This is a genomic window from Pseudovibrio sp. W64 (assembly GCF_001623145.1).
Taxonomy (GTDB): domain Bacteria; phylum Pseudomonadota; class Alphaproteobacteria; order Rhizobiales; family Stappiaceae; genus Pseudovibrio.
Window position 1 is genome coordinate 294,503 of sequence record NZ_LMCI01000028.1, and the last position, 23,833, is coordinate 318,335.

The 23,833-nt window shown below is 52.4% G+C and carries 18 protein-coding genes and 1 tRNA gene; 13 read left to right on the top strand and 6 right to left on the bottom strand.

Annotated features, from left to right (window positions below; translation table 11 throughout):
* Positions 1-440 precede the first annotated feature (440 nt).
* Complete coding sequence (gene trpB / locus PsW64_RS12280) at positions 441-1,658, top strand: tryptophan synthase subunit beta (protein WP_063288359.1); 1,218 nt, start codon at positions 441-443, stop codon at positions 1,656-1,658.
* 57 nt (positions 1,659-1,715) lie between these two features.
* Here trpB and PsW64_RS12285 read toward each other — a convergent pair whose 3' ends face one another.
* The 4 genes from PsW64_RS12285 to PsW64_RS12300 form a co-directional block, all read right to left on the bottom strand.
* A complete protein-coding gene (locus PsW64_RS12285) occupies positions 1,716-1,898 on the bottom strand; it encodes a hypothetical protein (RefSeq protein WP_063303777.1) in 183 nt (60 codons plus the stop codon).
* A gap of 253 nt (positions 1,899-2,151) precedes the next feature.
* Positions 2,152-2,227: transfer RNA gene (locus PsW64_RS12290), tRNA-Val, on the bottom strand.
* 139 nt (positions 2,228-2,366) lie between these two features.
* Positions 2,367-3,641, bottom strand: coding sequence for an MFS transporter (locus PsW64_RS12295; RefSeq protein WP_063303778.1), 1,275 nt, complete (start codon positions 3,639-3,641; stop codon positions 2,367-2,369).
* Positions 3,642-3,892: 251 nt separating this feature from the next.
* The gene (locus PsW64_RS12300; protein WP_082826871.1) at positions 3,893-4,576 is read right to left on the bottom strand and encodes an HAD family hydrolase; all 684 of its coding nucleotides are present in this window, start codon (positions 4,574-4,576) and stop codon (positions 3,893-3,895) included.
* Positions 4,577-4,814: 238 nt separating this feature from the next.
* Here PsW64_RS12300 and rpiA point away from each other — a divergent pair, with 238 nt between their 5' ends.
* From rpiA to gltX, 9 genes are all read left to right on the top strand, one after another.
* On the top strand, positions 4,815-5,504 hold the full coding sequence (gene rpiA / locus PsW64_RS12305) for a ribose-5-phosphate isomerase RpiA (protein ID WP_063303779.1): 690 nt from the start codon (positions 4,815-4,817) through the stop codon (positions 5,502-5,504).
* A gap of 54 nt (positions 5,505-5,558) precedes the next feature.
* The gene (locus tag PsW64_RS12310; RefSeq protein ID WP_057466051.1) at positions 5,559-6,074 is read left to right on the top strand and encodes a DUF2059 domain-containing protein; all 516 of its coding nucleotides are present in this window, start codon (positions 5,559-5,561) and stop codon (positions 6,072-6,074) included.
* 164 nt (positions 6,075-6,238) lie between these two features.
* Positions 6,239-7,618 carry a glutathione-disulfide reductase gene (gene gor / locus PsW64_RS12315; protein WP_063288362.1) on the top strand — a complete coding sequence of 460 codons (1,380 nt, stop codon included), beginning with the start codon at positions 6,239-6,241 and terminating at the stop codon, positions 7,616-7,618.
* 99 nt (positions 7,619-7,717) lie between these two features.
* On the top strand, positions 7,718-8,344 hold the full coding sequence (locus PsW64_RS12320) for a gamma-glutamylcyclotransferase family protein (RefSeq protein ID WP_063299346.1): 627 nt from the start codon (positions 7,718-7,720) through the stop codon (positions 8,342-8,344).
* A gap of 352 nt (positions 8,345-8,696) precedes the next feature.
* Positions 8,697-10,067: a class II 3-deoxy-7-phosphoheptulonate synthase gene (locus PsW64_RS12325; RefSeq protein WP_063303780.1), complete on the top strand. Its 1,371-nt coding sequence runs from the start codon at positions 8,697-8,699 to the stop codon at positions 10,065-10,067.
* A 165-nt stretch (positions 10,068-10,232) separates the two neighbouring features.
* Positions 10,233-10,757 carry a response regulator gene (locus tag PsW64_RS12330; RefSeq protein WP_208860384.1) on the top strand — a complete coding sequence of 175 codons (525 nt, stop codon included), beginning with the start codon at positions 10,233-10,235 and terminating at the stop codon, positions 10,755-10,757.
* A gap of 154 nt (positions 10,758-10,911) precedes the next feature.
* On the top strand, positions 10,912-12,579 hold the full coding sequence (locus tag PsW64_RS12335; protein WP_153042369.1) for an NAD+ synthase: 1,668 nt from the start codon (positions 10,912-10,914) through the stop codon (positions 12,577-12,579).
* Between the two features lie 124 nt (positions 12,580-12,703).
* The gene (locus tag PsW64_RS12340) at positions 12,704-13,924 is read left to right on the top strand and encodes an MFS transporter (protein ID WP_063303782.1); all 1,221 of its coding nucleotides are present in this window, start codon (positions 12,704-12,706) and stop codon (positions 13,922-13,924) included.
* Positions 13,925-14,055: 131 nt separating this feature from the next.
* Positions 14,056-15,420: a glutamate--tRNA ligase gene (gene gltX / locus PsW64_RS12345; RefSeq protein WP_063288366.1), complete on the top strand. Its 1,365-nt coding sequence runs from the start codon at positions 14,056-14,058 to the stop codon at positions 15,418-15,420.
* On the opposite strand, the gene PsW64_RS12350 is transcribed toward gltX, so the two are convergent.
* Positions 15,383-16,441 (bottom strand): DUF2865 domain-containing protein, encoded by a 1,059-nt coding sequence (locus PsW64_RS12350; protein ID WP_063303783.1) that lies wholly within the window; start codon positions 16,439-16,441, stop codon positions 15,383-15,385. The two genes, gltX and PsW64_RS12350, sit on opposite strands and share 38 nt — an antisense overlap.
* Positions 16,442-16,660: 219 nt before the next feature.
* On the opposite strand from PsW64_RS12350, the gene PsW64_RS12355 reads away from it, so the two are divergent.
* On the top strand, positions 16,661-17,170 hold the full coding sequence (locus PsW64_RS12355) for a CreA family protein (RefSeq protein ID WP_063288411.1): 510 nt from the start codon (positions 16,661-16,663) through the stop codon (positions 17,168-17,170).
* Between the two features lie 1,118 nt (positions 17,171-18,288).
* Here PsW64_RS12355 and PsW64_RS12360 read toward each other — a convergent pair.
* On the bottom strand, positions 18,289-20,169 hold the full coding sequence (locus PsW64_RS12360) for a L,D-transpeptidase family protein (RefSeq protein ID WP_063303784.1): 1,881 nt from the start codon (positions 20,167-20,169) through the stop codon (positions 18,289-18,291).
* A 278-nt stretch (positions 20,170-20,447) separates the two neighbouring features.
* Here PsW64_RS12360 and cysS point away from each other — a divergent pair, with 278 nt between their 5' ends.
* Positions 20,448-21,899, top strand: a complete 1,452-nt coding sequence (gene cysS / locus PsW64_RS12365; protein WP_063303785.1) for a cysteine--tRNA ligase — start codon at positions 20,448-20,450, stop codon at positions 21,897-21,899.
* A 213-nt stretch (positions 21,900-22,112) separates the two neighbouring features.
* Positions 22,113-23,717 (top strand): citramalate synthase, encoded by a 1,605-nt coding sequence (cimA, locus tag PsW64_RS12370; protein WP_063303786.1) that lies wholly within the window; start codon positions 22,113-22,115, stop codon positions 23,715-23,717.
* The last annotated feature ends 116 nt before the right edge of the window (positions 23,718-23,833 follow it).

Here is a 23,833-nt window from a genome sequence, read left to right on the forward strand (position 1 = left end):
ATATAGGGTATCACGCGGTGACGGATGCAGATGTACCGGTGGGAAATCCACTTTTGCTGACGTGTCTGTCAAAGACGGAGGAACTGTCTGAGCAGGGAAACCTGACTGGATAAGCCACTGTCTTTTCAGGAAACTGACTATCGTACCTTATAGGCAAAAGAGGCGACGTTGTTCATCCCAAGAAAACCCGGGCAAGGCGTGTTGCCAATGCCGAAGAAACTAACTTAACAAACAGCGAAGGTATTGCCTGCCGCCTTGCTCATCCCGACTTTCGGGAATTCTGTTCCACCACTGCATGGAAGGCCATGCGGTGCTTTAAGTGCTTGTTTATCTGCCAAGAAATCAGTGACTAGTTCCAATTACCAGATGGATTGCCCCGCACGGCTTAAAGTAGCATCAGTCCCATACATATAGATATTGGGCTGGGAGAGCGTGAGCTGATGGACAATTATTTAAAAGAGTTCCCGAACAAAGAAGGCTACTTTGGTGAGTATGGCGGTGCATTTCTGCCGCCTGAGCTGGTGCCTCAGTTCGAAGAGATCGCGAAAGCCTACGAAAAGATCTCTGGCGATGCATCCTACATCAATGAGCTGCGCTACATCCGCAAGCACTTTCAGGGCCGCCCAACCCCCATCTCGCATGCACGCAATTTGTCCAACCGGATTGGCTCAGGCGCGAACATTTACTTAAAGCGGGAAGACCTGAACCACTCCGGCGCCCACAAGCTCAACCACTGCATGGCAGAGGCACTTCTGGCAAAGCACATGGGCAAGAAAAAACTCATCGCAGAAACCGGGGCAGGCCAGCACGGCGTGGCTCTGGCGACAGCAGCAGCTTACTTTGAGCTCGACTGCGAAATTCACATGGGTGAAGTGGACATCGAGAAAGAGCACCCAAATGTCGTCCGCATGCAGTTATTGGGCGCAAAGCTCGTACCGGTTGGTTTCGGCGGTCGCACGCTGAAAGAGGCGGTGGACTCCGCGTTTACATCTTATCTGGAGCAGGCCGATGAGGCTCTGTTCGCAATCGGTTCTGTGGTAGGCCCACACCCATTCCCGCGTATGGTGCGTGACTTCCAGCAGATCGTAGGTATTGAGGCCCGTGAGCAGTTCACTGAGATGACCGGCAATCTGCCAGACCATGCTGTGGCATGTGTTGGTGGCGGCTCAAACGCAATGGGCCTCTTCTCTGGCTTCATTCAGGATAAGTCAGTCAAGCTGCACGGTGTCGAGCCAATGGGCAAAGGGCCTGAGCTTGGACAGCACGCAGCAACCATGACGTTCGGCAAGCCGGGCATGCTCCATGGCTTCAAGTGCCGTGTTCTGGAAGATGAAGCAGGCAACCCTGCGCCAGTGCATTCAATTGCCTCTGGTTTGGACTATCCAGGTGTCGGACCTGAGCACTCCTACCTGCATGATATCGGTAAGGTGCACTACAGCTCAGCGACCGATGATGAGACCCTGCAAGCCTTCTGGGCACTCTCGCGTTATGAGGGGATCATTCCTGCACTGGAAAGCTCTCACGCAGTCGCATACGCGATGAAGCTCGCCAAGGAGTGTCCGGGAGAGACAATCCTCGTCAATCTGTCAGGGCGTGGTGATAAGGATCTGGATTATGTCGCCGACAACTTTGGCACAGGCGAAGATCTGAAGATATAAGAAGGACAGAGAAGGGGGGCTTCGGCTCCCTTTCTTAACGCGGATCGAATAGTTTAATCAGGCGTTCCGATTTCGGATCGCGACAAAAGAAGTGTAAGAAACGCCGCCTGCGCCCGAGATAAAGGCTGCAACATCACGTGCCGGGCCGCCATACATCACGGTTTGGAAAAGAACCACGAAAAAGAACAGCATCACAGACGCTGCAAAAGTCTTGCCGATAAACAAAAATATCCGGTTCATAGACGTGGTCCTGATCTTTAAAACTGCCCAAATTTCAGAAGCCCATCTTAGAAAAACTGTTTCAGACTTTCAAAGAATTTCTGCTTCAAAACAAAGAGTTGTGATGTGCACCACGAAAACGCCAAGGCACAACATGTTTCCAAACCCTCTGGGGCAATATGGGGAGGCGGAGTGTATGTACAAGGAAAATAATGGAAGAAAATAAAAAAGCCTCCGCGAATAATCGGGAGACTGAAAGCCTTCATAAGAAGAATGGTGGGCGATGAGAGACTCGAACTCCCGACATCTTCGGTGTAAACGAAGCGCTCTACCAACTGAGCTAATCGCCCCCGTAGGGTGGTACGCCGTGTGGCGTGAGGAGGTGTTTAGGGCCTTTGACGGGTTCTCGCAAGCCCCTGAAGAAACTTTTCCCAAAAGAATTCCAAATATATCGCTGGAGGCGGCCCCGTTGACACCATAGGCTTCGCATTACTTATATTTTTCAGAGGGTTGAGCTTGGTGATAACTTGCATAAGGCATGTTGCTCACACTTAGGAGTTGTTTACGTGACGAGCGACGTACGAAGAACAGCTTCGCCACATAAAGCCGATAGGCGGTGAACAGAGCAAGCGAACCGCTAAGACCTATCAAAATGAGATCAGGCGTCTTGGAGCCAAGCACTGGTGCAAGGATACTGATGAGAGTTGGACCTGCAACACTGCCCGCAGCCCAGATGAAAAGCAGATAAGTCGACAACGCAACACTGCTCTCCGGTTTCCGTTCAAATGCGTGTGCCACGCAGATAGATTGCAGCGGAAAGGAGAGACCTCCAAGAACAACCAGCACCAGACCCAGCATGCTCAGCAGATGATAATTACGCAGGAAGCCAGAGTTCCAGCCAGTGAACGGATCAGCAATCAGGAAGGTAACCATGATGACGGTGATCAGTGCCGAAGAGCCAAGAATGAGCCATCTGCGGTCCATGCGGTCAGCAAGAGAGCCAAACGGCCATTGGAACATCAGGCGGCCAATATAGATCATCGCAATCATTAGAGCTGTGGTGCTGCCTCCAACCCCGGCCTTGGACAGGGAGTAGGGCACAATAGTCAAAAGACTGGTGACAATAGCACCGGAAGCAAAAGCGCCCAGCACAGCCACAGGAGACTGAGCCCAAATCTCTTTGAACTTAATGCGCTTGGCTTTGTATGTGCGTGGTGGCACAGAGCGGGTCATGCAGAGTAATACGACAGCTGCAAGCAGTACAGCGCTGAGCAGTTCCAGCATTTGCAGTGGAACCTCGGTGAATTTGGCAACGAAAATCTGTGAGAGAATGGCCATTGCACCAATCACAATGGAGTTCACAGATAAAATACGCCCACGAACTTCGTCTTTGATAGACTCATTCAGCCATGCATCAGCTGTGGCGAACAAAACCGCAAATGCCGCCCCCATGAAGAACCGGAGTACAGTCCAGAAAATGATGCTCTCTGTGTTCTTGAAAAGCAAAACGAGAAGAGCTGTCAAACCAGCAGCGCCAGCAAAGGCTCTGATGTGTCCGATCCGGTTGATCATGCGTACACCGCGCATACATCCAACCATGAAGCCAAGAGAGTAAGCCCCTGCCACAAGGCCGGCTTGAGAGGCAGAGCCGCCAATGCTGGCGATCTGAAGCGGCAAGCTTGTTAGCAAAGCAGAGCTCGCCAGTTGTGCAAGCGCACTAGCCAGAATGATCGCAAACAGCGAAACGAGTGAAGCTTTAACCATGCAGCCATTGACCTGCACCTGATGTGGCGCAGTGTTCCCGTGTTGATGTTCATTTACTGGAAAACAGAGCTTTCCGATTGACTGAATGTTTCGCAGGGGAATGTGACTGCATTGAGCGAAAAATCGAACCAAGCAGTGATTTATTGATGGGGTTTACGTGGGGGAATTGAGACGGATTTGCGGCTGTAAACAAAACTGCCGCCCACTGAACAAACAGGGGCGGCAGAGTATCTTGTATCTATATCAGAGAGTTAGGTTGGTGCGTTCTCAGCACTCAACTCTTTGACTGCCGCTTCCAGCTGATTGTAGTGAGAAATCACCACATCAGGCCCCAGTTCGCGGACAGGAATGTCTGTGTAACCGAAATCCACGGCGATCACGGGCAGGCCAGCGTTACGTGCAGCGCTGATGTCAGCCTTGGAATCGCCAATGAAAATGGAGCCTGCGCGAGAGCCACCGGCAATGTCGATTGCACCAAAGACTGGCATCGCATCCGGCTTGTTTTTGGAGAAGGTGTCTCCGCCCACAACAGCGTCAAACAGGTGTTCCATGTCCATGGCACGAACCAACGGTTTAGCCAGTTTTTCCAGTTTGTTTGTGCAGATAGCTGTTTTCCAGCCAGCAGCTCTCAGCCGTGCAACTGTTTCCAGCGCCTGCGGAAAAGCATGGGTCTTATCTGCAATATGAGTCTCGTAGTAGCGAATAAACTTGGCAAGCAATGGTTCCAGAACTTCATCTGTCACTTCAATCTTGCTTGCCTCGAGCCCACGGCTCATCAGCACTTTCACGCCAGCGCCGACCATTTTCCTGACCCGTTCAGGCTCAATGGCTTCAAACCCGGCTTCTACCAAAACATGATTCATCGACGCTGTGAGGTCTCCCATGGTCTCCAGGAGAGTACCGTCTAGGTCGAAAACCAGAACTGGTGTTGTCATACATAAGCTCGTTTCTGTTGAGAAAATCCGCGCCACACTACCGAAATTCACCGTGAAGTCAATTTGCGAGGAAAACCTATAGTGTGTTGGGTGGATTGCTGCTTGGCGGGACACACACCTCATGGTAATCAGCAGGAGTTATGTCACAGTAGACCCAAGCGCAATAACTAGGCAGAATTGTTCTTGTCTGTGAACGTTTCCGAACAAGCTTTGGGTCCGGGGAAGAGAAATTAGTCAGATGGCAATGAGTTTGAAGGCGCAGGCCGCAGCTGCAGCACTCAAGGAAGTTAAGCCCGGCATGAAGCTGGGGATAGGTTCTGGATCAACAGTCAATGAACTGATCCGCCTTCTGGCAGAGATGGTGAAGGATGGCTTTGAGATCATCGGTGTGCCAGCCTCATCTTATTCTCAAGCTCTTTGCGACGAGCTCGGAGTGCCGTTGACCACACTGGATGAAACGCCAGTGTTGGATCTGGTTATTGATGGGGCGGACGAAATTGATCCGCAGCTGAACCTTATCAAAGGCGGCGGCGCAGCGCTGCTTCGTGAAAAAATAATTGCGGCGGCTTCCGGAAGCATGCTTGTGATTGCTGATGAGAGCAAAATTGTTGATACCCTCGGAAAGTTTCCGCTTCCCGTGGAGGTTGTTCCGTTCGGGCTTGAGGCCACTCGCCAGATGATGCAAAACAGCTTGGACGCTGAGGGGCTGCAAGGTGAGATGATCCTGCGTATGGCAGGGGAAAAGCCACTTGTAACTGATAACGGTAACTACATTCTTGATTGCAACCTACAGGCAATCAGCAATCCGAAGTCACTGGCAAAACGCCTGGAGGTTATTCCAGGTGTCGTTGAGCACGGGTTGTTTATTGATATGGCAGTACGGGCCTATGTTGCCGGTACTGATGAAATTCGTGTCTTGGAACCTTAAGCTGTCCCGACAGTCATTTTAGGACAGCTGATTAAAATATAGGGGAGCCATTTTATGCTCGCTAAGTTCAAGTCTGCAGCAATTGCAGGTGTTGCATCACTGGTCGTTGCTGGTGTGCTGATTTCCAGCCCGGTTATGGCTCAGGACAATTCCATTTCTGAAAGCCACATCGAAGCTGCAAAAGCGGCTGTTCGTGCAACAAAGTCCATCGAGAACTTCGATAACATCCTTCCAGATGTTGCAGAGCGTACTCGTACCCTGTTTATTCGTTCTAATCCGGCAATGAGCGCTGAGATCGACATCGCTGTGAATGAGGCTGCTGTTGAACTTATCCCGCGTCGTCAGGAGCTGGATCGTGTGATTTATGAAGTATGGGCTCGTCGCTTCTCTGAAGAGCAGCTCAATGAAATCGCAACCTTCTACAACTCCGACACCGGGAAGCGCCTTGCTGACCTGTCGGGTACACTGTCTGCATTGACGATCGGTGCTGCAAAGCAGTGGAGTGATGCAGTCAGCACCGATATGGTTGCAATTTCACGGAAGAAACTTGCTGAAATGGCTGCTCAATAAGCGATCACGAAATCGCAATCCAAAATGAACAGTTAGATCAGATACGCCCCTTGAAATTTGGGCGTATCTGGCCCAAATCTGAGCCTACGTTTTTATAAGACAAGACCTTAGAGCGTAACGAAACGTCGTTGCATAAGGTTTATTGCAAACGAAAGTGGGCTGTAATGACTAATTTCGACTACGATCTCTTTGTTATTGGGGCCGGTTCTGGCGGCGTACGTGCAGCGCGCATCGCAGCAACCCATGGCGCCCGTGTCGGTATTGCTGAAGAATTTCGCTATGGCGGGACCTGCGTTATCCGCGGCTGTGTTCCCAAAAAACTCTTTGTCTACGCATCTAAATTCACCGAGGAATTCGCAAATGCGGACGGGTATGGCTGGAGCCTGAACGGCACGCCAACCTTTGATTTTGATAAGCTTGTCGAAAATAAAGACAAGGAAATCACCCGTCTGGAAGGCATTTATCGCCGCAATCTGGATAAGTCCGGCGTTGAACTGCACGACAGCCGCGCAGTGATTGAGGGGCCGAACACCGTTCGTTTGCTGTCTACCGATCAAGTCATCACAGCTGAACGTATCCTTGTAGCTGTTGGTGCAACGCCAAACGTTGATGCAGGTCTTGTCGGCTGCGAGCATACCATCACATCCAATGAAGCATTCCACCTTTCCGAGTTCCCGAAGCGAACCATAGTTGTCGGTGGCGGTTACATCGCTGTCGAGTTCGCTGGCATCTTCAACGGCATGGGGTCTGAGACCACGCTTTTGTATCGCGGTGAAGAAATTCTGCGCGGTTTCGATATGGACGTGCGTACCGGTCTGCATGAGCAGATGGTGGAAAAAGGTATCACCGTCAAAACCAAGTCCACCATTGCATCCATTGAGAAGCATGAGGGCGGTCTGACAGTGACCACGCACGCCGGCGAAGTAATCGAAGCCGATCAGGTGCTCTACGCAATCGGACGACGCCCGAACACAGCAGGCCTCGGTCTTGAAGAAGCTGGCGTTGAACTGGACAAAGCAGGTGCAATCGTCGTAACCCCACAGAGCCAGAGCTCTGTACCAAGCATCTTTGCTGTGGGCGATGTCACCAACCGTGCCAACCTGACCCCAGTGGCTATTCGTGAAGGTCACGCTTTTGCTGATAGCACCTATGGTGGCAACGAGTGGCATGTCGATCACTCTATGATCCCGACCGCAGTCTTCTCTCAGCCTGAGATTGGTACGGCAGGTCTGACGCAGGAAGAAGCTGAGGCGCGCTTCGACAACATCGATATCTATTCCTCATCCTTCCGTCCGATGAAGAACACACTTTCCGGCAAGCCAGGCAAGATGTTCCTCAAGATGCTTGTAGATGCGGATACCAACAAAATCCTCGGCATTCACATCATGGGCCCAGACTCTGGCGAACTTATCCAGATCATCGGTGTGACCCTGTCGATGGGTGCCACCAAGTCGGACTACGACCGCACCATTGCGGTGCATCCGACTGCTGCGGAAGAATTGGTGACAATGCGCGAACCATCTGAGCGTATCCGCAAGAATTAAACTTTAGTTGACTTCCAAAGAGCCGCTAGTCTTTGCTAGCGGTTCTTTTTTGTCTTGCTGCCGGAGCAGGGCATCTTTCTCGTTTTGATAGGAATACCCGTGACTGACCTCACACAGGACCAGATTTGCTATTTTGGTTATGGCTCTCTCGTAAATGAAGAAACATTGCCCGCAGGCACGACAGTGGTAGCCGGACAACTGAGTGACTGGAAGCGGGAATGGCGTGGTTGCTCCAAAGGCAAAGAAGGCAATGGCCGCATGTCAGGCGTTGGTGTTTGCGCATTAGGTGTCCGTCGTGAAGAGGGCTCTGTCATTCGTGGTGCGATGGTGCTTGATACAAAAGCAAACCTGCCTGCGCTAGATAAACGTGAATGGCATTATAACCGCAAATCCCTCAGTGATGATAGTTTCGTGCCCGATTGTGGCAGGCAGATGCCATCAGACACGTTCCTCTATCAGGTGCAGGATCAGTACGCGCACTGGGGCAATGACGAGCACCCAATCCTGCAAAGCTATGTTGACTGCGTCATGGCTGGATTCCATCGCCTATGGGGTCATGAAGGATTGTTGCACTTCATGGAAACCACGGACGGCTGGGATCGTGTACCAATTCTAAATGATCGCGCAGAGCCGTTTTATCCGCGTGCTATTGTTCTGTCCAAAGAACTTGCGGGCACGATTGACGATCTGCTGAAATCTGTGAATGCTCAATATTTAAATCGCTGAAATTAGGTTCATGGTTCGCGAGTGTGAACGCTTCATGTATCTTTACACAAGTGTTCATCTGCGATCTTGAAGGGCGCTTTGAAATAATTGTCTATCAAGTTCTAATTTATTAGAACATAGTAGCTCTAAAGCAGATTGGTTTGATGGATTCTCATAGGGCCTGATTTTTTTGAGGTATCCTCAACCTACAGCGATAAAACAACGTATACGTCCCCCTAGTCAGATAAACGGGCTGCGTGTATAAGCCTTTCTGGGCTTTTGTCTCATGATGAGAACAGCTCAAAGAATTAACGCTGCCAAAGAGAGGCGCATAGGGCGCGCTGGCAGCATTCCGTATTGATGGAGTTTTAAAATGGCGGACAAATGGACACCGGATTCCTGGCGATCAAAACCGATCGTGCAGGTACCGGACTATCCAGATAAGGAAGCAGTGGCAGACGTTGAAAGTCGCCTAGCAACTTATCCGCCGCTCGTGTTTGCAGGTGAGGCGCGCAAGTTGAAAGCGCAGCTCGCTGATGTTGCCGAGGGGCGTGGATTCCTCTTGCAAGGTGGTGATTGTGCGGAGAGCTTTGCAGAGCATCACGCTGATCACATTCGCGACTTTTTTAGAGCATTCCTGCAAATGGCCGTGGCGCTCACCTATGGTGCGCAGCAGCCAGTTGTAAAAGTGGGCCGTATTGCTGGTCAGTTTGCAAAACCGCGTTCTTCCAATATTGAGAAGAAGGGCGATATTGAACTGCCTAGCTACCGTGGTGACATCATCAACGGTATCGAGTTCAACGAAGACTCTCGTATTCCAGACCCTGAGCGTCAGGTGAAAGCCTACCGTCAGTCTGCTGCGACGTTGAACCTGATCCGTGCGTTCGCGCAAGGTGGTTTTGCCAATCTGGATCACGTCCATCAGTGGATGCTCGGCTTCGTAAAAGACAGCCCGCAGGCACACCGCTATCAGGAAATGGCAGATCGTATTTCCGACGCCGTCTCCTTCATGCGTGCTTGCGGTGTTGATCCCGACAACACACCTCAGCTGCGTTCCACCGATTTCTTCACCAGCCATGAAGCATTGCTTCTGGGCTACGAAGAAGCGCTGACACGCATCGATTCCACCACTGGCGAATGTTACGCAACATCCGGCCATATGCTCTGGATCGGTGATCGTACGCGTCAGTTGGATCATGCACATGTTGAATTCTTCCGTGGCATCAAGAACCCGATTGGCCTCAAATGTGGTCCATCTCTTGATCCTGAAGAGCTGATCAAGCTGATCGACGTTCTGAACCCTGAAAACGAAGCTGGTCGCTTGACACTGATCACCCGTTTCGGTCAGGACAAGGTGTTCGAACATCTCCCAGCTATGGTACGCGCTGTTGAGCGTGAGGGTAAGAAAGTTGTTTGGTCCTGTGACCCGATGCACGGCAATACCATCACTGCAAACGGATACAAAACGCGTCCGTTCGAGTGTATTCTGCGTGAAGTAGAAGCATTCTTCGCGGTTCACCGCGCTGAAGGCACTCATGCAGGTGGTGTTCACGTCGAAATGACTGGCCGTAACGTAACCGAATGTACCGGCGGTGCACGCGCATTGTCCGCAGAACAACTCGGTGATCGTTACCACACCCATTGCGATCCTCGCCTCAATGCGGATCAGGCTCTGGAGCTGGCGTTCAAAATCGCAGAGAACCTCAGAAAAGAATCTGATACACGCCTTGCAGTGAACACTTAACTCTATCTAGAGTATTCATATGATGATCAGGGGTTGCACATTGTGCAGCCCCTCTTTTTTTGATAAATATTTATATGCGAAGCACATAGAAAATTGGAATGATGTGCCTCCTGCCTTTCGCTGCTCGATGTTTTTCTAGGTTTTTTCGCCCTCAGGGAGAGTTTGTTGCTTCAGAGCGATTCTTTGTTGTCTGGCTATTCAATCCTTATTGTGGATGACAACAACTACATGCGTTCCATCTTGCGCACTATGATCTCCGGCTTTGGCGTGCGTTCCATCTACGAAGCAGGCGACGGGGCCGACGCGATCGCAATTCTGCTCGATCGCAGGCCCGATATTGTGCTGTGCGACTGGATCATGCACCCGATTGATGGCAATGACTTCCTCCGTATTCTCAGGCAGGACGAAGATTCTGAAATTGCCAAGACCCCGGTAATCGTCATTACGGCTGATTCCCGCCGTTCCGTTGTTGTGGCAGCGCGCAATGCTGGCGTAAATTACTTCCTTGCCAAACCAATCGCACCCGCAATTCTGTATGATCGCCTGAAGGCCATCGTGATGCAGGGGGATGAGCCTATTCAGGCCAGGGACATGGCACAGATGCCAATGGGCACAAGGCTGCAACAGCATCTGGACCTCATGGCAAAGGCGAAAGATTCTGGGCAGGTGAAGAAGAAGTCGTCAGATTGATTTTCACCCTGTGAATCCTTTCCTCAACCGTCAACTATGTGATGGATCGACTTTTCTCTGCTACAAAAACGCGGTACACGAGAACCAAAGCTATTAAAGCTCGAAGCAAACAGGGCCACCCCTTCCATCCACTAAAGCCTTTGAAGTTTATATGATGATTAAAGACCAGTTCCGTTTGGCCGTCGTACAGGCCAACCCTTGCCTTGGTGATATCTCCGGTAATGCTGAGAAAGTGCGTCATCACCGAAAGCTGGCCGCCGAACAAGGCGCTGATCTGGTTTTGTATTCTGAGCTGTTTTTGGCTGGCTACCCGCCAGAGGATCTGGTCTTGAAGCCAGCCTTCGTAGCTGCCTGTAAGCGTGAACTGAAAGGCTTGGCAAAAGAAACGGCTGATGGTGGTCCCGCGCTGCTCGTTGGCCTGCCATGGGCCGAAGAGGATAAGCTCTACAACGCCGTCGCACTGCTCGACAACGGCAACATTGAGGGCCTGCGTTACAAGGTCGACCTGCCAAACTATGGCGTTTTCGATGAAAAGCGTGTCTTTGATGCTGGACCCAATCCGGGTCCGATGAATTTCCGTGGTATACGCATTGGTGTTCCGATTTGTGAAGACACATGGTCCGATGAGGTTTGCGAATGTCTGGAAGAGACAGGCGCTGAAATCCTGCTGGTTCCAAATGGGTCTCCTTACTACCGCGATAAAATAGATGAGCGCATGCAGATCATGCTCTCTCGTGTTGTCGAAACGGGCCTTCCGCTCGTGTATTGCAATCAGGTTGGTGGTCAGGATGAGCTCGTGTTTGACGGCGCATCCTTTGCCCTCAATCATGATCGCTCATTGGTGATGCAACTCGGTCAGTTCACCGAGGAAACAGATTACCTCGACTTCAATAAAGATGCTGAAGGTCTGTGGTTCGCAAAACCAACTCGCATCGTTCCAATGCCAGATACACAGGAAGCAGACTGGCTTGCCAGCGTGCTTGGCCTCAAAGACTACGTGAACAAGAACGGCTTCCCGGGCGTTGTACTTGGCCTGTCCGGCGGTATTGATAGTGCGATCTGTGCGGCCATGGCCGTTGATGCTCTGGGCGCTGATCGTGTTCACTGCATCATGCTACCATACCGCTACACCTCCGAGGAAAGCATCAAGGACGCCAAGGCCTGCGCAGATGCTCTCGGCGTGAAGTACGATACCATTCCAATCGCGGAGCCTGTCGAGGGATTCCAGCAGACGCTGGCTGGCGTATTTGCCGGCACTGAGAGTGGTATCACCGAGGAAAATCTGCAGTCCCGTTCTCGCGGTGTCATCCTTATGGCGGTATCCAACAAATTCGGCTCCATGGTTGTGACCACCGGCAACAAGTCAGAAATGTCTGTCGGCTACGCCACCCTTTATGGGGATATGAATGGCGGCTTCAACCCGATCAAGGATCTTTACAAGACCGAGGTTTATCGTCTGTCTGACTGGCGCAACAAAAACCATCCGGCAGGTGTGATGGGGCCGGCGGGTGAGGTGATCCCGAACAACATCATCGTCAAAGCGCCAACAGCTGAGCTGCGTGAAAATCAGACCGATCAGGACAGCCTGCCAGAGTACGATGTTCTGGATGACATCCTGCATTGTCTCGTTGAAAAAGAGTTGAGCCTTGACGAGATCGCCAAGCGCGGCCACTCTGTAGGAACCATCCATCGAGTCGAACACCTTCTTTACATCGCAGAGTACAAGCGTCGTCAGGCTGCGCCGGGTGTTAAAATCACACTAAAGAACTTTGGGCGCGATCGTCGCTACCCAATCACCAACCGTTTCCGGGATCGAACCTAGAACCACACGCGGCTTGAGATCTTACTTTAAGAACAAGCAAGCCGCGCTCTGGACTTGATCTCTGGTGCTCAGGCAAGCATCACGCCTTGCCTGAATCACTTTCTACGCTTTTTAGGTTAAGTCTATGACTTTCTTCCAATTTCTCCAGCGCAATCTGCGCTGGGTCGCGGGCGGGTTTCTGCTCGGGTTTGGCTCCAGCTTTGGTCAAACCTTCTTCATCGCGCAATTTTCCTCCCAGATCCGTGAGACCTATAGCCTCTCTCACGGTGATTTCGGCTCAATTTACATGTTCGCGACACTGGCAAGTGCTGCAACGCTCATCTACTTGGGCAGGATAGTCGATTATTATCGCCCTGTGGTCGTCGGCTGTGCTGCAATTATCATTCTTGCCGGATTCAGTTTCTTAATGAGCTGGCATAACTCCATAATATTACTTGCAATTTGCCTCTATGGCCTACGCCTGTTCGGGCAGGGCATGCTCCCCCATACTTCGCAGACAGCCATGTCGCGCTGGTTTCATGGCTCCAGAGGGAAGGCTCTCAGCCTGGCCTCTTTTGGCAACATGGCAGGCGAAGCGCTTTTGCCATTGGCCGCTGTCTCGCTCATGGTCGCATTCTCATGGCGGGATCTCTGGTCCGCAGCGGGCATAACGCTTCTCGTCGTCTTCCTTCCTCTGGCTTATCTGACCCTCAAGAAGGACCGGACACCGGAAAACCCGCTTGAGTCTTCAGGCTCAAATGGTCCTGCTGTGAGCTGGACCAGAAAGCAGGTGATGTCGGACTGGCGGTTCTGGGTGGTTATGACAGCCGTGCTCGCTGTACCGTTTCTTGTCACAGGCCTCATGTTCCATCAGGTCCACTTTATGGAAGCAAAGGGCTGGGCACGGACTGTAATCCCATCCTATCTGCCACTTTATGCAGCGGCTGGCGCCGTGTTCTCTATGACTGCTGGTATGTTGATTGACCGTTTCTCTGCCGTCTCATTGCTCCCGCTTTCTGTTGTTCCTCTTGGTGTGAGTGTGCTCGTGTTTGCCTTTGGCGGCGAAGAGTACTTTGTGCCAATTGCTATGATCATCCTCGCCATAACCGTTGGTTCCTGGGGGGCGATTGCCTCTGCTGTTCTAGCCGAACTTTATGGAACAGCTCATCTGGGGTCTATCCGTGCAGTTTATTCGGCCATGATGGTCTTTGCCTCTGCGTTAGCTCCGGGGCTTATGGGTATCCTGCTGGATAACGGTATTGAGCTGGACACTCAGTTTGCATTCTCCAGCCTTTATTGCCTTGGCCTGGGCCTGGTTTTGTTTGCCGTAAAGCCGCAGCTGATGCTGGTTCGTTCTCCAGCTTGAATTCTGCAAAAGCCGGTAACTGAACCTAAAACCCAAGATATTCCGTAGGTATCGGAGATTGGCTGGTTGACCCGTACCAGCCAACGCGATACCCGAGTGTCAAACTTGTTTATTGATGAGAAGGCTCAGCCATGAGTGTTACCGTTCGCTTCGCGCCATCTCCGACTGGCCACATCCATATCGGCAATGTGCGCCCGGCGCTTTTCAACTATCTCTTTGCTAAAAAGCAGGGCGGCAATTTCGTTCTGCGCTACGACGATACCGACGTGCAACGCTCTAAAGAAGAGTATGCAGTGGGCATTGCCGGAGACCTGAAGTGGCTGGGTATCAACCCTGATCGCGTGGAAAAACAATCCGAGCGGTTTGCATTGTATGATGCAGCAGCTGCCAAGTTGAAAGACGCTGGCCTCCTGTACCCATGCTACGAGACGCCTGAAGAGCTGGAGCGCCGCCGTAACCGTGCGCGTGCTCTGGGCCGTCCTCCTGTTTACGACCGTGCTGGCCTGAAGCTCACGGATGAGCAGATCGCTGAATATGAAGCAGAAGGCCGCAAACCACACTGGCGCTTCAAACTGCCAAACCACGCAGAAAATGATGCATTCTCCACTGTCAGAACAGAAGTGCACTGGGATGATGTGATCCGTGGTCGTCAGACCGTTGATCTTGCCTCCCTGTCTGACCCTGTGCTGATCCGTGCAGATGGAACCTACCTCTACACGCTGCCATCCATCGTGGATGATGCGGATATGGGTATCTCGCACGTTATTCGCGGTGAAGACCACATTGCTAACACTGGTGTTCAGATTGCCATATTCCAGGCATTGGGGGCACAAGTTCCTGAGTTTGGTCACCACAACCTGCTGACCACTGCATCAGGTGAGGGCCTGTCCAAACGCTCTGGCGCGCTGTCTATCCGCTCACTGCGGGAAGAGGGCTATGAGCCAATGGCAGTCTGCTCCCTTGCAGTGCTGACAGGCACCAGTCACGCAGTTGAACCAGCTCCAACCATGGAAGCTCTGGCAGACATGCTCGACTTCTCTGGCATCTCCAAGTCAGCTGCAAAGTTTGACCCGGAAGATGTGGGTCACCTGACTGCAAAACTCGTCCATGCCATGAGCTTTGCTGATGTCGCCGACCGCCTGAAAGCAGATGGCGTTGAAGGGGATGACGCGTTCTGGGCAGCCGTTAAAGAGAATTGCTCCACCGTAAGCGATGCGAAAAAATGGTGGGAGCTGATCGTTGGGTCTGCCACGCCAGACATTGCCGAGGAAGACAAAGACTTCATCACTCAGGCTAAGGCTCTGCTGCCGCAAGAGCCATGGACCGAGGAAACATGGGGCGAGTGGACCAAAGCTGTCAAAGCCGAGACAGGCCGTAAAGGCAAAGGTCTGTTCATGCCACTACGCAAGGCAATCACAGGTCTGGCACACGGTCCAGACCTGAAGAACATGCTACCTCTTATCGGTCGGGAAAAAACTTTGGACCGACTTTCCTGATAGGGCCTGTGCGCGGTTCAACCTCGCGCGGCACAAATTTCTTCTGAACAAGTGGAGGCTCGGAGATATCACTCTGGGCCTCTGTTGCATTTACAGTCTGACGCAGCTCACTCTGGTTCGGAATAGCAGGATACGTCGCTGTTGCACCCGGTGTCAGATCTTCCAGCTGATTACCCGGAAGGGCCTGCTCCAGAGGTGGGATCGCAGGTGATGGCTCCAGATTGCCAGGCTGACCACCCGCTGCATCACAGGAACAGGCCGGGTTGTTCTGCTGTCTGAACAGATAGGCATTGGCAAGCGACGTATAAGGCGCACCGGACAAAGACCGCATCTGGGCAGGTGTTTCCTGAGGAACCTGGAAGACATACAGCTCAGTGTCCTGACTTGGACACAGCGCCTGACAAATCTCTCCGTCTTCCGCCAGATCTTCCGCACTGGAATTCGGATTGATCGGGAAGTAGTAGCCATCACACTTGCGCACACACATGGTTGCATACTGCTGTCCACCAGAGGAGAAACCAGCGGTCGAACGAGGCTCCAGCTGCAAAGGCTGATTGGCCTGCGCGGGTGGCGGTGTCAGTGGTTGGATTTGCTGGTCAGAACGATCAGAACAGTTCAGATCAACCAGCGCTTGCTTCACTTCAGTAAGTCGGTCCTGCAAAACGCTGGAATACAGTTCCTGCTGTCTTTGACTGTCGAGATAGGTCAGATTCTCATTCATCTGCTGAAGAGAGGAGCTCAGCTGCTGGCACTGTGCAGGGCCAAAGGAGCCATCACAGCCGAAGTTGGACATCTGGGACTGCACATTGCGGATATGAACCAGCTGCTCTTCATAGGCCGTTTGCCAGCTGTTCGAGCTGCCATTGCTTTCGACCTGCTCAGAAAGTTCGATAAACTCCGTCTCAAGCCTGTCGCACACCTGAGGGCGTGCAAACGCACTGCCGGTCCAAATTAGGGAGGCGCCAAGGGCAAGAGCCACGGCTGCGCATGAGTGCGCGAAGGGGAGTCTGGAAATGGTCATAGCCCGCAATACTGGTTTCCTCAGAGAAATCTTAGAGATAAGCTATTCTATGGCCTTATTGGGGCAAAACCAACGGATTCCGGTAGGTTTTACAAAATTCTCTGGTTCTCTTGCTGGTAGTTGCCAAAAAACCTCCTATATCGGGAGTGATTTGATTTGTTCTTTTGAAAATGGAGGGGAGCCGTGCAGATCTCTGCGCTTGGAAAATCAGTCCTGAAAATGGTGAGCACCGCGACGGTCGTTCTTGGAGTAACGCTGGGGATGCTTGGCACCGCTGCACAGGCACAGGAGCCGGATCTGATCTTCAAGAAGTCAACTGTCTGGAAGTTCCTGAGCCCGGACCACAAGTTGGCGACCTATGCACTGGATGACCCGGAAGTCGAGGGCGTCGCCTGTCACTTCACAGTGCCTGAAAAAGGTGGCTTCTCCGGATGGCTCGGACTGGAGGAAGAAACCTCAGATGTCTCGTTGGCCTGCCGTCAGGTTGGCCCCATCAAGTTCAAAAGCAAGTTTGAGCAAGGCGATGAAGTCTACCGCCAGAGCCGCTCGCTATTCTTCAAAAAAATGCGCATTGTCCGTGGCTGTGATGCAAAGCGGAACGTGCTGGTCTATTTGGTGTACTCCGACAAGCTCGTAGAAGGCAGCCCGAAGAACTCTACGTCTACCGTGCCGATCATGCCGTGGGGCGATCAGGTTCCGGAAAAGTGTGCTGACTATCTGGATGACTAAAGCCTGTTCCTGAAAAGCGGCTCCGGTTTTCGGATAAGAATACGCGTTGATTTGACATCTGCGCCTCAAGCACTTTGAGCACCGCTGGGCAATCCCGGCGGTGTTTGTATTTGAGGATCCCGTTTATACGGGTGGAGCAAGGCGAACAGGCTTTGCCTGCGCTACTTGTAAATAATGTTTCTTCGGCAATGGCTGTTCGCCTCGCCCGGGCCTTTTATCATGAACGCGCGGGCTCCTTCTCGGACAGACGTGACTGACATGTCCCCGTGTCAATGACACGTTCCCGTGCCACTGACAGGTTTCCCTGTCATCGACAATTTCTTGTCACCACCGGACGCCCTCCGGAACGACCCCAAACTCCCTACTACCACTGTGGTCTCAAAAGGGTATGGCGCTTCACCGGACCTCCCGACACGATACGTTACCTCATGCCGGCAGCCCAACCCCACCCACGCCGCGGAATGGACGGTCCACTCCTGCCCGAATGCGTGGGCACGAGATATAGGATAGGGGAGCTTTTAGGTGACGGGGATAAGTTTTGTTCGGCCCAGCCAGCAACCCGCGTCGTCACCCAGCGCCGTCATCCCGCGCAAGCGAAGCGCGATGCGGGAACCAGAGCCTCACCTACTAATAATCTCAGCAGGAATTGCACTGGATACGGGACCCTTGCTTCGCTGCGTCCGGTATGATGGCAAGAGGCACTGCCGCCTGAAGCCCAGCCTCCACACACAACCACCTCAACATCACCTTGCCAGCAACACAAAACAACCAGTTTGCCGATTTAACTGTTTTAGGTGAGCGAAATTCATGCAAAGAAAAAGGCAGCGTGGAACGCTGCCCTTAAAATTTGGGGAACTCTCAGTTTTATCAGCACCATCTGAAGAGATGGCTTTGAACTCACGCAGAGTTCATAAACAGGTAAACCGCAAGGAAAATGATCGGGCTTGAGATAGCACTTGCCACAATCATTGCACCCATAGCCTGCTTCAGCATAATCAACCCCCGTTTGAATTATGAAATGCAGTTCTATTGGGGATATATTAGCACAGCTAATTCAAATATGCACTATTAACCATATCCCTGATAAGGGACGTGGCAATTTGCGCATATTTGTCAGGTCAGTAGGTTGAGGCCATCTTTATCTTGAATGCATCTTGCGAGGTGAGCAGAGCCTCCAGAATCGCTTTGTCCTGCTTGTAGATGTCTTCCCGGAACTGAAGTTCCCCATCATCACCAGCAAAAGCGGTGTAGTAGCGCAGATGCACTGGCACGGTCTCTTTCAGTTTCAGGCGAACGGTTTTGCCCCGGGCGCGCAGCTTTTCCATTTTGGCGCGGCTGTGGCCGGAACCGGAGAGCAGCACTTCCCCGAATGTAAATGGATCCTGCACCCGGATGCAGCCATGGCTAAACGCACGCTGATCCTTGTTAAACAAGCGCTTGGACGGTGTGTCGTGCAGGTAGATATTATGCTTGTTCGGGAACATGTACTTCACCGCACCGAGAGCGTTTTTCCGCCCAGCCTTCTGGCGGAGTTGATACCCGAACCTGCGTTTGCTGACAGCATTCCAGTTGATCGCCGTCGGATCGACCCGCCGACCATTCTTGTAAACGTTGATCCCGCTGCCAGACAAGGCAGAAGCATTCTTGCGCAGCTTGGGCAGATACTCGTTGGTGGCAATGGACCATGGCACCCCCCAGGTGGGATTGATCTCTGCATACTCAAAAGTGTCAGAGAACAAAGGCGTGGCATGGCGAGGCTTACCTACCACCGTGCGGGTCTCATAAAGCACGTTCGTGCCTTCCATCACCCGCACAATCTGTTCAGCCACATTGACTTTCACATAGCGGCCAGAAGGAAGCGGATCATCCCAGCGCATGCGTTCCAGATTAACTAGGATTTGATCGCGGCGGTCTGTGAGTGAGGCATTCAGCGCTGCCCGGGTCTTCTTGCCAACAACGCCGTCCACGCTCAAACCATGACGTTTCTGGAAGCTTTTTACGAGCGCAACCATATCCTCATTGTAAAAGGCGGGCGCCACGTCTTGCTCTGTGGTGCCGGAGTATCCGGAATAATAGGGCGCATAGCCCTCGGCTTGTAGGCGTTTCTCCAGCTGCGAAATCCGTGCGCCTGTGTCACCGGGCCGGATGCTCGGGCCATCTTCGATGTAGACAGGGTAATCAGAGGTGAGGGCCGCGTTATATCGGGCCAGCTGGTCTTTCAAAAGATCGTAGGACGGGGCCTCTGGCTCAAGGCTGGCAAACAACTGCTCAACAGACCGGGTTTCTTCCAGCTGAGTAAGCATGTCATTCAGCTTTGGAACCTGCGGGGTGATAAATACATTCTTCAGCACCTTAGTCGGGCGCACAACGCCGCCAGCAAGGTGGGCGCCGTAACTGGCAAAAACGTGGGTCAGCTGCAGTTCAACAACAGCGATCTCACGTAAAGTGGCCGTTGCGTTGGACGCTTCCATCACATCCAGAATGGAAGCCAGCTGCCGGACACCATAGGCTTGCGGATCAAGCCCATGGGTTGGGGCCTTGCGAATCTCGTCAATCAAACGGTTGGCAAGCGGCGTCAAAGACTGGTCTTCAAACCAGACAGGGCGGAAGTTGCGTAAGGAGTAAGCCTCTGCCAGGGCATCCACTTGCCGCGAACTAAAACCAGCTTGCTCGATTTCATCTTCAGAAAAGATCAGATCCCGGATGGTTTGCTCCAACTCAGACAGCTCTGACAGGGATGGATCCAGAACCTGTCCGGCAGGTCCGGTGAGATCCGGAGCTTGCAGCTCGTTTTCTGGCAGGACTAAGGGATCAATGTCCGGCAGTACAAGATTGTCCGGGGAAGGCGTGTCAGCTGGTGGTGAGGCCGCAGTCTCATTAAAATTCAGCGGGTCTATAGGGTTCACAGAGGAGGTGGCATTACCGGTCGCACTTGAAGGCGAACTCATTCCAATCAGACTTGCAGCGACAACGGTGGCACAGATACTCTTGTGAGACACGTTTTACTTCCCTGTTTTTTCTTAGCTTTCCCTTAGAATTGCATCTTCGGGTAGAAATTTTGTATTTAACTTAGTTAGAAATGTGGGTGATCTGGTGAGACTAAGACTTGACCTGTAAGCAACAATCAGCGAAAAGCAACATATGAAAACGGCGATGCACACTTCTTCTTGCACCATCATTATTTGCAGCTAGCGACAACGCTGGCTGTGGCCGTTCTATCCTGCCTTGATTCTGCGTGAGATGAACGCCCGGCCAGCTGGCCAGGAGACGAACCATTATGAGCGCAGACACAGCCCAGGGCGGCAAGGGACTTCTGCTCACCAATACTTTGACACGCACAAAAGAAACTTTTGTGCCAATGGATGCGTCCAACGTGCGCATGTATGTGTGTGGTCCCACCGTTTATGACTACGCCCATATTGGTAATGCGCGCCCAGTCGTAGTTTTTGACGTTTTGGCCAGATTGCTGCGTCAACTCTATGGCAAAGAGCATGTCACATATGTGCGAAACATCACAGACGTGGACGACAAAATCAACGAGCGCGCAGCAAACGAAGGTATTTCCATTCGTGAGCTGACCGAAAAAACCGCTGGCCAGTACCATGAGGACATGGCTGCGCTGGGGGCACAAGCGCCGGATATTGAGCCGCGGGCAACCGACCACATCGAAGAGATGAAAACGATGATCGAGACACTCGTCGACAAAGGCCATGCCTATGTCGCGGACGAGCATGTCCTCTTCAATGTGCCAAGCATGCCCGAGTACGGCAAACTCTCCAACCGCACACTGGACGAGATGATCGCCGGTGCGCGTGTTGAAGTAGCTTCCTATAAAAAAGACCCGACGGACTTCGTGCTTTGGAAGCCATCCAAAGCGGATGAACCGGGTTGGGAAAGCCCATGTGGCATCAAAACACCAGGCCGTCCGGGCTGGCACATCGAATGTTCCGCAATGTCTGAAAAGCACCTGGGCAAGACCTTTGATATCCATGGCGGCGGTGTCGATCTGACGTTCCCGCATCATGAGAACGAGATTGCACAATCCAGATGTGCTCACGGCACGCATGCCATGGCAAATGTTTGGATGCACAACGGCTTCCTGCAGGTGGAAGGCGAGAAGATGTCCAAATCTCTGGGCAACTTCTTCACCGTTCACCAGCTGCTGGACACGGAAGAGGGGGATGGACGTAAATGGTCTGGTCAGGCCATCCGCTATGCTCTGCTTCAAACCCAGTACCGCCAGCCAATCGACTTTACATTCAAAAGTCTGGCAGAAGGTGAAAAGCAGCTCACCCGCTGGATTGAGCTGATGAAGAAGCTCGGTGTTACAGCACAAGAAAATGGCGCACTGGATGAAGGTGTTCTGGAAGGCCTGAAAGACGACCTGAACACACCACGTGCCTTTGCCGCTCTTCACAAACTGGCCCGCGATGCACGCGGGGGAGATGCCGACGCTGCACAAAAATTAGCTAATTCTATCAAGTTCTTGGGCTTTGATCTTGAATCATTTTCCAAAGCTCAGGAAGAAGAAAAAGCTGAAGCAGATGCCTCTCCGGAGCTGAAGGCCAAAGTGGAAGAGCTGATTGCAAAACGTCTGGATGCCCGCAAGGCAAAAGACTTTGCTGAAAGCGACCGCATCCGCGATGAGCTGGCAGCCGACGGCATTGTGCTCAAAGACATGAAAAACAAGGAAACAGGTGAAATCGAGACCACCTGGTCCTGCGTTTAACGAGTTTTCAGAGCCATGGACTACGCAGATACCACAAGGAAACTTGAAGTCTGCTCCATGGTTCTATCCGGGATAACCCGTTAGGCTTGCTAAGTTTTCTCAAGGCGCCCGCAATACGTGCCTTGAGAAATCCTACGGAGACAATAGGGAAACCTCCGTCACATGAGGGGAGCCTGAGGGTGAACTCAGGACAATAAGCAGGGTAGGCATACTATGACGAAAGAGCGTCTGTATCTTTTCGACACGACATTGCGCGATGGGGCTCAGACCTCCGGCATTGATTTCTCCGTGGACGAAAAAATTGCCATTACCGACTTATTGGAGAGACTGGGCGTCGACTATATTGAAGGCGGCTACCCGGGCGCAAACCCAACAGATACACAGTTCTTCTCCGAAAAAAGAACAAAGAAAGCGACCTTCACCGCCTTTGGCATGACCAAACGCGCTGGGCGCTCTGTCAGCAATGACCCCGGTGTTCAAATGGTCCTCCAGTCGGCAGCAGACGCCACATGCTATGTGGCAAAAAGCTGGGACTACCACGTTGATGTTGCGCTGAAGTGCACCAACGAGGAAAATCTGGAAAGCATCGCAGACACCGTCAAAGCCTCCGTCGAGGCGGGCAAAGAAGCCATGATCGACTGTGAGCACTTCTTTGATGGCTACAAGGCAAACCCGGACTACGCTCTGGCCTGCGCACAAACCGCTTTTGAAGCTGGTGCGCGCTGGGTGGTTTTATGCGATACTAACGGCGGCACGCTTCCACACGAAGTCACACAGATCGTCAATGCAGTGATGCAAGTGGTGCCGGGCAGCAACCTGGGCATCCACGCTCATGATGACACCGGCCATGCGGTCGCAAATACGCTGGCGGCTGTTGTTGCTGGCGTCCGTCAGATGCAGGGCACGCTCAACGGCATCGGCGAGCGTTGCGGCAACGCCAATATGATCACCCTGATCCCAAACATGCTGCTGAAAAAGCCGTATCGTGATCTGGTCGAACTTGGCATTGTTGTTGACGACCTGACAGAATTAACCGCAATATCAAGGAGTTTTGACGAGATCTTGAATCGATCTTCCAACGTCCACGCTCCTTATGTCGGCGCTAACGCCTTCGCCACCAAAGCAGGCATTCATGCCTCTGCCATCCTCAAGAATCCGGATACTTACGAGCACATCCCACCAGAAATGGTCGGCAACCAACGCCGTGTGCTTGTCTCCGATCAGGCTGGAAAGTCCAACCTGCTTAATGAACTGAAACGCCTTGGCGTTGAAGCTGACAAAGCCGATCCGCGCCTTGATCGTCTGCTGGCAGAGGTGAAAGAACTGGAAGCGCAGGGCTTTGCCTATGAAGCCGCAGATGCCTCCTTCGAGCTGCTTGCCCGCCGACGCCTGCATTCCGTGCCGGATTACTTCGATGTCCTGTCCTTCCGCACCGGTGTCGAGCGCCGCTACAACGCACTGGGTGAGCGTGTCACGGTCTCCGAAGCGGTTGTGAAAGTGGAAGTGGACGGTGAGACGTTCATGTCGGTGGCTGAAGGGAATGGCCCGGTCAACGCACTCGATCTCTCGCTGCGCAAAGACCTCGGCAAATACCAAAGCCTGATAGCTGACCTTGAACTGATAGATTATAAAGTGCGAATATTGAACGGTGGCACCAGCGCGATCACGCGTGTTCTCATAGAAAGCCAGAACAAGAAAACCGGCAAGCGCTGGTTCACAGTCGGCGTCTCTGAAAACATCGTAGATGCATCCTTCCAAGCCCTGGTCGATTCCGTTCGTTATTGCATTTTCAAAGCGAATGAGCTGGAAACAGCCTGACAAAGGCTGCCAAAGGCTTTTGAGCACGAAACGATTTGTGGTCGCGGATGCGCGGCCACGCCTTCCTTTTTTAACTGGCGTCAGGATCTCTGGCGCCTGTTTACGTTGTAATATGA

Coding starts and splice junctions, on each gene's coding strand:
- trpB (WP_063288359.1), top strand. CDS start 441: ATGGACAATTATTTAAAAGAGTTCCCGAACAAAGAAGGCTACTTTGGT.
- PsW64_RS12285 (WP_063303777.1), bottom strand. CDS start 1,898: ATGAACCGGATATTTTTGTTTATCGGCAAGACTTTTGCAGCGTCTGTG.
- PsW64_RS12295 (WP_063303778.1), bottom strand. CDS start 3,641: ATGGTTAAAGCTTCACTCGTTTCGCTGTTTGCGATCATTCTGGCTAGT.
- PsW64_RS12300 (WP_082826871.1), bottom strand. CDS start 4,576: ATGACAACACCAGTTCTGGTTTTCGACCTAGACGGTACTCTCCTGGAG.
- rpiA (WP_063303779.1), top strand. CDS start 4,815: ATGGCAATGAGTTTGAAGGCGCAGGCCGCAGCTGCAGCACTCAAGGAA.
- PsW64_RS12310 (WP_057466051.1), top strand. CDS start 5,559: ATGCTCGCTAAGTTCAAGTCTGCAGCAATTGCAGGTGTTGCATCACTG.
- gor (WP_063288362.1), top strand. CDS start 6,239: ATGACTAATTTCGACTACGATCTCTTTGTTATTGGGGCCGGTTCTGGC.
- PsW64_RS12325 (WP_063303780.1), top strand. CDS start 8,697: ATGGCGGACAAATGGACACCGGATTCCTGGCGATCAAAACCGATCGTG.
- PsW64_RS12335 (WP_153042369.1), top strand. CDS start 10,912: ATGATTAAAGACCAGTTCCGTTTGGCCGTCGTACAGGCCAACCCTTGC.
- PsW64_RS12340 (WP_063303782.1), top strand. CDS start 12,704: ATGACTTTCTTCCAATTTCTCCAGCGCAATCTGCGCTGGGTCGCGGGC.
- gltX (WP_063288366.1), top strand. CDS start 14,056: ATGAGTGTTACCGTTCGCTTCGCGCCATCTCCGACTGGCCACATCCAT.
- PsW64_RS12350 (WP_063303783.1), bottom strand. CDS start 16,441: ATGACCATTTCCAGACTCCCCTTCGCGCACTCATGCGCAGCCGTGGCT.
- PsW64_RS12355 (WP_063288411.1), top strand. CDS start 16,661: ATGGTGAGCACCGCGACGGTCGTTCTTGGAGTAACGCTGGGGATGCTT.
- cysS (WP_063303785.1), top strand. CDS start 20,448: ATGAGCGCAGACACAGCCCAGGGCGGCAAGGGACTTCTGCTCACCAAT.
- cimA (WP_063303786.1), top strand. CDS start 22,113: ATGACGAAAGAGCGTCTGTATCTTTTCGACACGACATTGCGCGATGGG.